The organism is Pseudomonas sp. NPDC087639, assembly GCF_044743385.1.
In the GTDB taxonomy this organism is placed as follows: Bacteria; Pseudomonadota; Gammaproteobacteria; order Pseudomonadales; family Pseudomonadaceae; genus Aquipseudomonas.
Map to the genome: position 1 here is coordinate 1 of NZ_JBIUWI010000011.1, position 10701 is coordinate 10701.

The window sequence follows — 10701 nt, forward strand, 5'->3', positions numbered from 1 at the left end:
CATTCATTTCCCTGACTTCGATGATCGGGCTCGCCCTTGGCGTGGTCGTAATGATCGTCGTGCTTTCGGTGATGAATGGCTTCGATCATGAGATGCGCACCCGTGTGCTGGGCATGGTGCCCCACGCGACCATCGAGTCCACTGAGCCGATCAACGATTGGCAAAACCTGGCCACCCGGGTCAAGCAGAACCCGCAGGTGACGGCGGTTGCGCCGTTCACCCAGATGCAGGGCCTGCTGACCAACAACGGTCAGGTGTCCAAGGTGTTGCTCAACGCCATCGACCCTGCGCTTGAGCGCAATGTGTCGATCATCGACAACTTCATGAAGCAGGGCAAACTCGACGATTTGACGCCGGGCAGCTTCGGCATCGTGATTGGCGACAAGGCCGCGACCAAGCTGGGCGTGGGCATCGGTGACAAGATCACCTTTGTCGCACCGGAGGTCAGTGTGACCCCGGCCGGGATGTTCCCGCGCATGAAGCGCTTCACCGTGGTCGGCATTTTCCATGTCGGCGCCGGCGAGCTCGACGGTTATCTGGGCGTCACCAACCTGCAGGATCTGGCGAAAATGCATCGCTGGAAGCCTGATCAGGTGCAGGGCATCCGTTTGAAATTCGATGATCTGTTTCAGGCACCACGCGTAGCCTGGAATATCGCCCAGCAGCTCGGCGAAGACCATTACTACGCCCGCGACTGGACCCGTACCCACGGCAACCTGTATCAGGCCATCCGCATGGAGAAAGCCATGATCGGCCTGCTGTTGCTGCTGATCGTTGCGGTGGCGGCGTTCAACATCATTTCCACGCTGGTGATGGTGGTGAACGACAAGAAGGGCGACATCGCCATTCTGCGCACCCTCGGCGCCACGCCTGGGACGATCATGCGCACGTTCATGGTGCAAGGCACGGTCATCGGCGTAGTCGGGACAGCCATTGGCGCTGTGCTCGGGATCCTCGCTGCGCTCAACGTCAGCGCGGCGATTTCGGCTCTCGAAGGGCTGATCGGCCACAAATTCCTTAATGCCGACGTGTATTTCATTGATTATCTTCCGTCGCAGGTGCAGAGCCAGGATGTGGTCATGGTTTGCGCGGCTGCGTTGATCTTGAGTTTCCTCGCCACCCTGTATCCCGCCTGGCGTGCCGCGCGCACCCAGCCGGCGGAGGCGCTACGTTATGAGTGAGTCGGGCATGAGTGAAAAAGCAATCTTGAGCTGCCGCAACCTGGGCAAATCCTATGAGGAAGGCCCGGAGTCGGTACAAGTGCTGGCCGGTCTGCAACTGGAGTTGCACCCGGGCGAGCGTGTGGCGATCGTCGGCACCTCGGGATCGGGCAAAAGTACTTTGCTCAACCTGTTGGGCGGCCTCGATACGCCAACAAAGGGCAGCGTCTGGCTCGACGGTGAAGAGCTGTCGGCCCTGAGCGAGAAGAAACGTGGTCTGCTGCGTAACCGCGCACTGGGTTTCGTTTACCAATTCCACCACCTGCTGCCGGAATTCACTGCGCTGGAAAACGTCTGCATGCCGCTGCTGATCGGCACGACGCCGATCCCGGAAGCCCGTCAGCGCGCCACGGCGTTGCTGGAGCGGGTAGGGCTGGGCCATCGCCTGGAGCACAAGCCGGCGGAACTGTCCGGTGGTGAACGTCAGCGTGTGGCCATCGCCCGCGCCCTGGTGAACAAGCCGGGTCTGGTGATGCTCGATGAGCCGACCGGCAACCTCGACTCCCACACCGCACAAGGCATTCAGGATTTGATGCTGGAGCTCAGCACCTCGATGCGCACGGCGTTCCTGGTGGTGACTCACGACATGAACCTGGCTCGCCAGATGGATCGCGTCCTGCACTTGCAGGAAGGTTGCCTGACGCCCATCTGATTGGTTGAAACCCGACGTCTGAAAAGGCGTCGGGTCTTTTATTTTTATACGGTGCCCCAGCGAATGTTCAGACCGTTATCGATCTTTATCGGCACGCGCTATACCCGCGCCAAGCGCCGCAATCGCTTTGTTTCGTTCATTTCGATGACCTCGATGATCGGCCTCGCCCTCGGCGTTTTGGCGATGATCGTGGTGTTGTCGGTGATGAACGGCTTCCAGCGTGAAATGAGCTCGCGCATCCTCGGTATGGTGCCGCACGCGACCATCGTCGGCGTCAAACCGATTGATGACTGGCAGCCCGTGGCTGCCGCTGCCATGAAAAACCCAGAAGTCACCGCCGCCGTGCCTTTCACGGAAATGGAAGGCATGCTCTCCTACAAAGGCCTGATGCAGCCGATCCAGATCAGCGGCATCGATCCGGCCCAGGAAGGCAAGGTGTCGATTGTTGCCCAGCACATCGTTCAGGGGCGTCTCGATGCTCTGAAACCGGGCGAATTCGGCGTGGTGATCGGTGAAATCACCGCGCGTCGTTTCCGTCTGAATGTCGGTGACAAAATCACCCTGATCGTACCGGAAGTCAGCACCGCGCCGGGCGGCATCACGCCGCGCATGCAGCGCCTGAACGTGGTCGGCGTGTTCAAGGTCGGCGCTGAGCTGGACGGCTCGATGGGCCTGATCCACATGGCCGATGCTGCGACAATGCAGCATTGGGAACCGAATCAGGTGCAGAGCGTGCGTCTGGCGGTGAAAGACCTGTATGCCGCGCCGAAAGTCTCCTCGGACATCGCCGCCGGCCTCGGTGCCGACTTCAAGGCTGACGACTGGACCCACACTCAGGGCAGCCTGTTCAGCGCCATGAAAATGGAAAAAACCATGATCGGTCTGCTGTTGCTGATGATCGTCGCGGTGGCGGCGTTCAACATCATCGCGACCTTGATCATGGTGGTAAACGACAAGGGTGCGGACATCGCGATCCTGCGTACCATCGGCGCTACACCCCGGCAGATCATGGCGATTTTCATGGTGCAGGGCACGGTGATCGGGATTGTCGGGACGTTGATTGGCGGCGTCCTGGGCGTGATCGCGGCGCTGAATGTCAGCGAACTGGTGGGCTGGGTTGAGCGGGTGACCGGGCAGCACATTTTCAGTTCGGATGTGTATTTCGTCAGCAATCTGCCGTCGGAATTGCAGGGAGGTGATGTGCTGTTGATCTGCTCCGCCGGGTTCATTCTGAGCTTCCTGGCGACGGTGTATCCAGCGTGGCGGGCGGCGAAGATCGAGCCGGCTCATGCGCTGAGATATTCGTAAGCTCCAGACCGCTCTCGCGAGCAGGCTCGCTCCCACAGGGGATTTGTGCACGACGCAGATCCAAGGTGGGAGCGAGCCTGCTCGCGAAGGGGCTGGACCTGCTGGCCTCAATCCTTCTTCGGCAACTCAATCACAAACCGCGTCCATCCCGCTTCTGATTCGCAATGAATCTGCCCACCATGGGCCCGGACAATCGATTGAGTAATCGCCAGCCCCAACCCCGCATGTTCACTGCTGCCTTCCTGCCGCGCCGGATCCGCCCGATAAAACCGGTCGAACAACCTCGGTAACTGGTCTGCCGAAATCCCTTCACCACTGTTCTCGACGGATATTCGCACTGCGTTCGCTTGATCGAGGATTGATAAGCGCACCACACCTTCAGTTGGCGTAAACCGCAGCGCGTTATCCAGCAAGTTCGACAAGGCCCGGCGCAACATGCTGCGATCACCTTCGATTCGTGCATGCCCTTCACGAGTCAGTGTCACCCCTGCGTCCTCAGCCAAGGGCGCAAAAAACTCTATCAGCGCCTCCGCTTCGTCCGCCAACTCCAATGGCTCACGCTTGGGCATTAACAAACCGTGATCGGCCTTGGCCAGGTACAACATGTCGTTGACCAGTTGCGCCATCCATTGCAGTTCTTCGAGATTGCTGTGCAGCGCTTCGCGGTAATCCTCAATCGGCCGTGGGCGGGTGAGGGTGACTTGGGTGTGGGTCAGCAGGTTCGACAACGGCGTGCGCAGTTCATGGGCGATGTCGGCCGAAAACGCCGAAAGACGCTGAAACGAGTCGTCGAGGCGTCCGAGCATGGCGTTGAAGCTGTGGGCCATTTCCGCAAGCTCTGGCGGCATTTGCGCTTCCGGCAGTCGGGCATTGAGCGACTGCGCCGAAATCCCACGGGCTACTGCGCTCATGCGCCGTAACGGTCGTAAACCGCTGCGTGCTGCCCAAGCGCCGAGCAGCGCGGTGGCCAGTGCTGACAATCCGACGGTCAGCCAGATCAAATGCTGCATACGTTGCAGGAAGTGTTGGTGATGGGTGATGTCCAGTAACAGCGTCAATTGTGGCGAGTCGGTTTTATCCGGGTAGAGCGGGGCGTTGAGAACGCGGTAGTCGGCGCCGTCATCGCTGATGGTCGACAGACCATTTTTTCGCGGCAAGTCTTGCGGTATGCGGGGCGAACTGTCGAACCAGCGCTGCCCCTGGGCCCCGGTGATACGCAGGGAAAGATCAGCCTGCCGGCTCAGCTCATCGGCCAGTCGTGCCTGGCTTTCACTGGGCTGAACATCCTGCAGGGCCCGGCGCAGGCCGATCAGTTTGCTGTCCAGTTGTTGCTGGTCGAGTTCGATGAAGTGCGCCTCGCTGGCACGATTGAACAGCACCCCGGCAAACAGCGAAACCACGGCGGTACAAGCGGCAAACAACAAGGCCAGGCGCGAACTCAGGGACAACCGGCGCATCAGGCTGAGCGCTCTTCAAGCACGTAACCCATGCCGCGCACGGTGTGGATCAGTTTGTTGGGGAATTCGTCGTCGATCTTCAGGCGCAGTCGGCGGATGGCTACTTCGATGACATTGGTGTCACTGTCGAAATTCATGTCCCAGACTTGCGAGGCGATCAGCGATTTAGGCAGCACTTCGCCCTGGCGGCGCAGAAGCATCTCCAGCAGGGCGAACTCCTTGGCAGTCAGGTCGATGCGCTGGCCACTGCGTTCGACCCGGCGTCGAATCAGATCAAGGCGCAGGTCGGCCAGTTGCAGGCTGGTTTCCACAGCAACGGCGCTGCCACGGCGCAACAGGCTGCGCACCCGGGCCAGCAGTTCGGAGAAGGCGAAAGGTTTGACCAGATAGTCGTCGGCACCGAGTTCGAGGCCGTGCACTCTGTCCTCCACTGTGTCTTTGGCCGTCAGAAAAAGTACCGGCGTATCGAGCCCGGCACTGCGCACCGCTTGCAGGATCTGCCAGCCATTGCGTCCTGGCAGCATCACGTCGAGGATCAACAGCGCGTAATCACCGCTCAGGGCCAATTGCTGGCCGCTGTCGCCGTCGGCCACCAGTTCGGTGTTGAAACCGGCCTCGGTCAGGCCCTGACGCAGGTATTGGCCGGTTTTCGCTTGGTCTTCGACGATCAACAGTTTCATGGGCGACTCGGTGTGTAGGAACTCGGATTTTAGGATCTCAGGCTTTATAACGTGAGAGCAGGCGACAAATCCCAACCTGACAAAGTTGTAATCTGCCTGTCAGGTAGATGCCAGCGCAGGCGCGCTAGAGTTTCCCACAGGCTGAACCTTATCTTGTGGGAGTACGACTATGTTTATGCGCAAACCTTTGGCCTTGGCCGCGTGTTTGCTGGCGCTGAGCTCGCCCGTTTGGGCAGGGCCGGCACACACCTACGACTTTGGCCAATCGGCGCCTGCGGCCAACGCCACGCGCAGCATCGAAGTGGTGATGGGCGACATGTCGTTCGATCCGAAAACCATTCAGATCAAGGCCGGTGAGACCGTTCGCTTTGTGCTGGTGAATAAAGGTCAATTGCTACACGAATTCAACCTCGGTGACGCGGCGATGCACGCCGAGCATCAGCAGGAAATGTTGCATATGCAGCAAAGTGGCATGCTCACGCCTACCGGTATGAAAGAAATGTCCCACGATATGGCGGGCATGGATCACGCTGCGATGGGCCATGGCATGAAGCATGACGACCCGAACAGTGTGCTGGTCGAGCCGGGCAAAACCGCCGAGCTGACCTGGACCTTCAGTAAAGCAACCAGCCTGGAATTTGCCTGCAATATCCCCGGTCATTATCAGGCGGGCATGGTCGGCAAACTGACTGTCAGTCAGTAAGCACTCAAAGGCGCGGGCAAAGGCTGGTAGAATCCGCTGATTATTCAGTCAGGTTTCCGCCATGCATCCCGCAGCCGAACATTCGCCGCTGGGCAAATCCAGCGAATACATCGCCACGTACACACCGTCTCTGCTTTTCCCGATCCCGCGCACCGCGAAATGGGCCGAGTTGGGCCTGACCGCCGACACCCTGCCTTATAAGGGCGTGGACTTCTGGAACTGCTTCGAACTGTCGTGGCTGTTGCCGTCGGGCAAACCGGTGGTGGCCATCGGCGAGTTCAGCATTCCGGCGGATTCGCCGAACATCATCGAGTCGAAGTCGTTCAAGCTGTACCTGAACTCGCTGAACCAGACGCCGTTCGCTGATGTTGCCAGCCTGGAAGCGACGCTGGTCAAGGATCTGTCTGCCGCTGCCGGCAAACCGGTGGGCGTGCGGGTTCGCAGTCTTAAAGACGTGGAAGCCGAAGGTGTCGTGGCGTTGCCGGGTGTGTGCATCGACGATCTGGATATCAGCGTCAGCAACTACGAGCATCCGCGTCCGGAACTGCTGCGTTGTGATGATTCGAAGGTTGTGGAGGAGAGCGTGCATAGCCACTTGCTCAAATCCAACTGCCCGGTGACCAGTCAGCCGGACTGGGGCAGTGTGGTGGTGGAATATCGCGGCGCGGCGCTGGATCATGCCAGTCTGCTGGAGTACATCGTCAGTTTCCGCCAACACTCGGACTTCCATGAGCAGTGTGTCGAGCGGATCTTCCTCGATCTGCAGCGCTTGATGAAACCGGAGAAGTTGACGGTGTTTGCGCGGTATGTGCGTCGTGGCGGGCTGGATATCAACCCGTATCGCAGCACTGAGAGTTTGCAACTGCCGAACCACCGTCTGGTTCGCCAGTAAGACCTACAGGCAGAAATAAAAAAGCCCTGTCAGTGATGGCAGGGCTTTTTGCGTTTCGGCGGGAATCAGATCCCCATGCTGCCCAGTGTATTGATGATGTTGCGCAGCGTGCCAGCAATGGCAGGGTGTTCGACTTCAAAGCGTTCGACGGCCAGGTTCACGCCATCAGCGAGGCTGGCATCCTGGGTCTTGGTTTCGAGTTCAAGCTCCAACTCGATCTGCTGCATCAGCGTATGCAGATCTTCCCGCTCGGCTTCAGTCAGTGGCGGATTCTGTTCCAACTGCTCGCGCAGGGTATCTAGCTGTTTCTGCAATTCTTGGGCGGGCATGGTGTTTTCCTTTTATCGAGAGGCACTGGCATTGACCGCAGACGCGCGCCAAAGGTCTATGGCTGACCTTTAGATTAATCCACTCTCGACCACCCTGCATGATCCCGATCAGGGCTTTTCGCCTTTGAGGCGGCGCAGGCTGATGTCCGCCAGACAGGTTTCGAGCTCGCCCAGATGATCGATCACCGAGTGCACGCCGAGTCCGAACAACTGCATTGTCGCCTTGCCGCGCAGTTGTTCGCGCTCCTTCTGGCTCAGGGCCTGCCATTCGCCCGGCGCGAGGCCGCACAGCGAACCGCAGGAGGCGAGCCCGATTGTCCATAACCCGGCATTCAATCCCGATTGCAGCAATCGTGGTTCACCGCTGACCAGCACGCAGCCGTCGAGACTGGCGACGTTCAAGTTCATCAACGCTTGCCAGCAGGCGTTGGGAGCAGGCCACGGATTGACTGTTGCAGAATGTTGCGCCGGCTTGATCCACGCCGGCAACGAAGCCGACAGCGGTTGTGCAAGGGCGGGGGGCAATTCATCAAGCCAGGCGCACGGAATCTGCTGGCGCTGCAAACCGAGCACGCTGTCCAGCGCGCCGAGTGTGGCATCGGCATGTTCGGGCAGTGCGACACCGCCTTGTCGGGCGCGGGCACCGAAATCCACCAGACAGCCGCTGAGGCCGAACAGCACGGCAGTCAGTCCGGGGGCAGCGAGGGGCAAGGTTTCGGCGTGTGACATGGCAACGTCCCTGAAATAACGAACAGGCTAGGGCGTGCCGGTGACAGTTGGATGACAACTGTGTGAAAGGCGACGTAGGAGACGTCTCACAGATGCCTTTATTCGCGGACTGCCCAAAAGACCTTTTACGCTTATACTAGCGCTCTTAACGCCCAGGCCCTCGATGCCCGCGCCAGTACAAATCCAAGGAGTTTTTCTATGCGCTGGAGCCCTCCGCTCGCTCAGCTTTGTGTATATGCCGGCCTGCTGCTGGCGCCGTTGGCTGCTCAGGCCGCCACGGAAGAAGACCCTTGGGAAAGCGTCAACCGTCCGATCTTCCAGTTCAACGACTTCGTTGATACCTACGCGCTCAAGCCGTTGGCACAGGGTTATGAGTTCGTGACACCGCAATTTGTCGAAGACGGCATCCACAACATGTTCCGCAACGTCGGTGATGTCACCAACCTGGCGAACAACATCCTGCAGGCCAAACCGGCTGCGGCTGGCGTCGACACTGCGCGCCTGATCTTCAACACCACGTTCGGCCTGCTTGGCTTCTTCGACGTCGGCACCAAAATGGGCCTGAACCGCAGCGACGAAGATTTCGGCCAGACCCTCGGCTATTGGGGTGTGGGTAGCGGCCCGTACGTGATGCTGCCGTTGATGGGGCCAAGCACTTTGCGAGACGCGCCGTCCAAGTACGTCGACGGCTATACCGGCCCTTACCGTTATATCAACGACGTGCCAGTGCGTAACTCGGTGTTCGGCCTGAATATCGTCGACACCCGTGCCAGCCTGTTGTCGAGCGAAAAGCTGATCAGCGGCGACAAGTACACCTTCATCCGCAACGCCTACTTGCAGAACCGCGAGTTCAAAGTGAAGGATGGCCAGGTCGAAGACGACTTTTAATCTCGACCAGTAAGAAGAAGGCGACCCTCGGGTCGCCTTTTTTGTGTGTGCGCTTATTTCATCTGCAGAATAGTCAGGCCGAGCTTTTGGCCGCCGCCATCTTGCGCCCGGACCCAGACTACTTCGGTATCGGCTTCAAGCCCGCTGAGCGCTGCATGCTCGGAATCGATGCGCACGCTCAAACGGTCACCTACCGCGAACTGGCGCGGCGCCTCGACCTGCATGCCACTGCTGGAGAGATCGATACACACCGCTGACACCTGATCCCCTTCATGAATCAACACGACATCGGCATCGACCCGCATGCGGATGAAATCGCGTTTTTCGCTGTAGTCCCGGCCGGTTTGACTCATGCCTTCATCCTTCCATTGGGTTACGGTTTGAGCCGTTCTTATAACTCTCGGTGATTTGACAAGTAAAGTCGTCAAGCGACCATCGGCGCATGCTTGAAACGCCCCGCGGATGGGAGTACCGTCTGCGCCTTAGAAGGGCACCTCTGGTGCAACCGTGTACGGAGCAAACGCTCTAAAGCGGTGCAGCAGAGAGGCTAGAAAGCGAATCCAGTAGTCAGTGCAGGGCCTGTCGCCCCGCCAACTACGCCAACCTAATTCTGGCGCCGTTTGCCCACATGCCAAAAACCAGTGCCACGCTGCTGATAATCGATGATGACGAAGTAGTGCGCGCGAGCCTCGCGGCCTATTTGGAAGACAGTGGTTTCAGCGTCCTGCAGGCCAGCAATGGCCAACAGGGTCTTCAGGTATTCGAGCAAGACAAGCCCGACCTGGTCATCTGCGATCTGCGCATGCCGCAGATGGGCGGTCTCGAACTCATCCGTCAGGTCACCGAGCTGTCGCCGCAAACACCGGTGATCGTGGTGTCGGGTGCCGGCGTGATGAACGACGCGGTCGAGGCGTTGCGCCTGGGCGCGGCGGATTACCTGATCAAGCCTCTCGAAGATCTGGCCGTGCTCGAGCATTCCGTGCGCCGGGCCCTGGATCGTGCGCGCCTGCTGCTGGAAAACCAGCGCTATCGCGAGAAGCTGGAAAAAGCCAACCGCGAACTCGAAGCCAGCCTGAACCTGCTCCAGGAAGACCAGAACGCCGGTCGCCAGGTGCAGATGAACATGCTGCCGGAAAGTCCGTGGAGCATCGACGAGTTCAAGTTTGCGCACCAGATCATCCCGTCGCTGTACCTGTCGGGTGATTTTGTCGACTATTTTCGTGTCGATGAGCGTCGGGTTGCGTTTTACCTGGCGGACGTATCGGGTCATGGCGCCTCTTCAGCTTTCGTCACTGTGCTGCTGAAGTTCATGACCACGCGTTTGTTGTTCGAATCCAAGCGCAACGGCACATTGCCGGAATTCAAGCCTTCGGAAGTCCTTGGTCATATCAACCGGGGACTGATCAGTTGTAAGCTGGGTAAACACGTCACAATGGTCGGTGGAGTCATCGACGAGGAGACCGGTTTGTTGACCTATAGCATTGGCGGCCATCTGCCTTTGCCTGTGTTGTACACGCCTGACAGTGTTCGTTATCTCGAAGGACGCGGTCTGCCGGTGGGCCTCTTCAATGAAGCCACCTACGAAGACCACGTGCTTGAGCTGCCACCGACGTTCAGCCTGACGCTGATGTCTGATGGCATTCTGGATCTTTTGCCAGAACCTACGCTCAAAGAAAAAGAAGCGGCTTTGCCCGAACGGGTGAAGTCAGCGGGCGGCAGCCTGGATGGTCTGCGGCAAGTGTTTGGATTGGCCACGCTAGGGGAGATGCCGGATGATATCGCCCTGTTGGTGTTGAGCAGGAATCTTTAATGAGTACCGGTAGAATCCAGTTCGCCGAGCAGG

Annotated in this window: 12 protein-coding genes; 7 read left to right on the top strand and 5 right to left on the bottom strand. The window is 59.0% G+C overall.

All coding sequences use genetic code 11. The annotated features are described in order from the left end of the window. From ACIOVB_RS07210 to ACIOVB_RS07220, 3 genes are all read left to right on the top strand, one after another. Positions 1 to 1181: lipoprotein-releasing ABC transporter permease subunit (locus ACIOVB_RS07210; protein ID WP_401266194.1), on the top strand; the 1181-nt coding region annotated here is incomplete at its 5' end. 7 nt (positions 1182 to 1188) lie between these two features. After that, positions 1189 to 1872: a lipoprotein-releasing ABC transporter ATP-binding protein LolD gene (gene lolD, locus ACIOVB_RS07215; RefSeq protein WP_187677534.1), complete on the top strand. Its 684-nt coding sequence runs from the start codon at positions 1189 to 1191 to the stop codon at positions 1870 to 1872. Between the two features lie 63 nt (positions 1873 to 1935). Then, positions 1936 to 3180: a lipoprotein-releasing ABC transporter permease subunit gene (locus ACIOVB_RS07220; RefSeq protein WP_401266196.1), complete on the top strand. Its 1245-nt coding sequence runs from the start codon at positions 1936 to 1938 to the stop codon at positions 3178 to 3180. Between the two features lie 107 nt (positions 3181 to 3287). Here ACIOVB_RS07220 and ACIOVB_RS07225 read toward each other — a convergent pair whose 3' ends face one another. Together ACIOVB_RS07225 and ACIOVB_RS07230 are read right to left on the bottom strand one after the other, a co-directional pair. Next, positions 3288 to 4637 carry a heavy metal sensor histidine kinase gene (locus ACIOVB_RS07225; protein ID WP_401266198.1) on the bottom strand — a complete coding sequence of 450 codons (1350 nt, stop codon included), beginning with the start codon at positions 4635 to 4637 and terminating at the stop codon, positions 3288 to 3290. Next, positions 4637 to 5317 (bottom strand): heavy metal response regulator transcription factor, encoded by a 681-nt coding sequence (locus ACIOVB_RS07230; RefSeq protein WP_187677537.1) that lies wholly within the window; start codon positions 5315 to 5317, stop codon positions 4637 to 4639. The genes ACIOVB_RS07225 and ACIOVB_RS07230 overlap by 1 nt, the downstream gene beginning before the upstream one ends. 169 nt (positions 5318 to 5486) lie before the next feature. On the opposite strand from ACIOVB_RS07230, the gene ACIOVB_RS07235 reads away from it, so the two are divergent. Both ACIOVB_RS07235 and queF read left to right on the top strand, forming a co-directional pair. After that, positions 5487 to 6020, top strand: coding sequence for a plastocyanin/azurin family copper-binding protein (locus ACIOVB_RS07235; protein WP_401266200.1), 534 nt, complete (start codon positions 5487 to 5489; stop codon positions 6018 to 6020). A gap of 61 nt (positions 6021 to 6081) precedes the next feature. After that, on the top strand, positions 6082 to 6912 hold the full coding sequence (gene queF / locus ACIOVB_RS07240; RefSeq protein WP_401266203.1) for an NADPH-dependent 7-cyano-7-deazaguanine reductase QueF: 831 nt from the start codon (positions 6082 to 6084) through the stop codon (positions 6910 to 6912). A gap of 65 nt (positions 6913 to 6977) precedes the next feature. Here the strand turns inward: queF and ACIOVB_RS07245 are convergent, their stop codons facing one another. Together ACIOVB_RS07245 and ACIOVB_RS07250 are read right to left on the bottom strand one after the other, a co-directional pair. Beyond that, positions 6978 to 7241 carry a DUF4404 family protein gene (locus ACIOVB_RS07245; RefSeq protein ID WP_187677540.1) on the bottom strand — a complete coding sequence of 88 codons (264 nt, stop codon included), beginning with the start codon at positions 7239 to 7241 and terminating at the stop codon, positions 6978 to 6980. Between the two features lie 108 nt (positions 7242 to 7349). Beyond that, the gene (locus ACIOVB_RS07250) at positions 7350 to 7970 is read right to left on the bottom strand and encodes an HAD family phosphatase (RefSeq protein ID WP_401266206.1); all 621 of its coding nucleotides are present in this window, start codon (positions 7968 to 7970) and stop codon (positions 7350 to 7352) included. Positions 7971 to 8168: 198 nt separating this feature from the next. On the opposite strand from ACIOVB_RS07250, the gene ACIOVB_RS07255 reads away from it, so the two are divergent. After that, positions 8169 to 8858, top strand: a complete 690-nt coding sequence (locus tag ACIOVB_RS07255) for a VacJ family lipoprotein (RefSeq protein WP_187677542.1) — start codon at positions 8169 to 8171, stop codon at positions 8856 to 8858. A gap of 53 nt (positions 8859 to 8911) precedes the next feature. On the opposite strand, the gene ACIOVB_RS07260 is transcribed toward ACIOVB_RS07255, so the two are convergent. Continuing rightward, positions 8912 to 9211, bottom strand: coding sequence for a PilZ domain-containing protein (locus ACIOVB_RS07260; protein ID WP_187677543.1), 300 nt, complete (start codon positions 9209 to 9211; stop codon positions 8912 to 8914). A gap of 275 nt (positions 9212 to 9486) precedes the next feature. Here ACIOVB_RS07260 and rssB point away from each other — a divergent pair, with 275 nt between their 5' ends. Further along, positions 9487 to 10668, top strand: a complete 1182-nt coding sequence (gene rssB, locus ACIOVB_RS07265; protein WP_150604487.1) for a two-component system response regulator RssB — start codon at positions 9487 to 9489, stop codon at positions 10666 to 10668. The last annotated feature ends 33 nt before the right edge of the window (positions 10669 to 10701 follow it).

Coding starts and splice junctions, on each gene's coding strand:
- lolD (WP_187677534.1), top strand. CDS start 1,189: ATGAGTGAAAAAGCAATCTTGAGCTGCCGCAACCTGGGCAAATCCTAT.
- ACIOVB_RS07220 (WP_401266196.1), top strand. CDS start 1,936: ATGTTCAGACCGTTATCGATCTTTATCGGCACGCGCTATACCCGCGCC.
- ACIOVB_RS07225 (WP_401266198.1), bottom strand. CDS start 4,637: ATGCGCCGGTTGTCCCTGAGTTCGCGCCTGGCCTTGTTGTTTGCCGCT.
- ACIOVB_RS07230 (WP_187677537.1), bottom strand. CDS start 5,317: ATGAAACTGTTGATCGTCGAAGACCAAGCGAAAACCGGCCAATACCTG.
- ACIOVB_RS07235 (WP_401266200.1), top strand. CDS start 5,487: ATGTTTATGCGCAAACCTTTGGCCTTGGCCGCGTGTTTGCTGGCGCTG.
- queF (WP_401266203.1), top strand. CDS start 6,082: ATGCATCCCGCAGCCGAACATTCGCCGCTGGGCAAATCCAGCGAATAC.
- ACIOVB_RS07245 (WP_187677540.1), bottom strand. CDS start 7,241: ATGCCCGCCCAAGAATTGCAGAAACAGCTAGATACCCTGCGCGAGCAG.
- ACIOVB_RS07250 (WP_401266206.1), bottom strand. CDS start 7,970: ATGTCACACGCCGAAACCTTGCCCCTCGCTGCCCCCGGACTGACTGCC.
- ACIOVB_RS07255 (WP_187677542.1), top strand. CDS start 8,169: ATGCGCTGGAGCCCTCCGCTCGCTCAGCTTTGTGTATATGCCGGCCTG.
- ACIOVB_RS07260 (WP_187677543.1), bottom strand. CDS start 9,211: ATGAGTCAAACCGGCCGGGACTACAGCGAAAAACGCGATTTCATCCGC.
- rssB (WP_150604487.1), top strand. CDS start 9,487: ATGCCAAAAACCAGTGCCACGCTGCTGATAATCGATGATGACGAAGTA.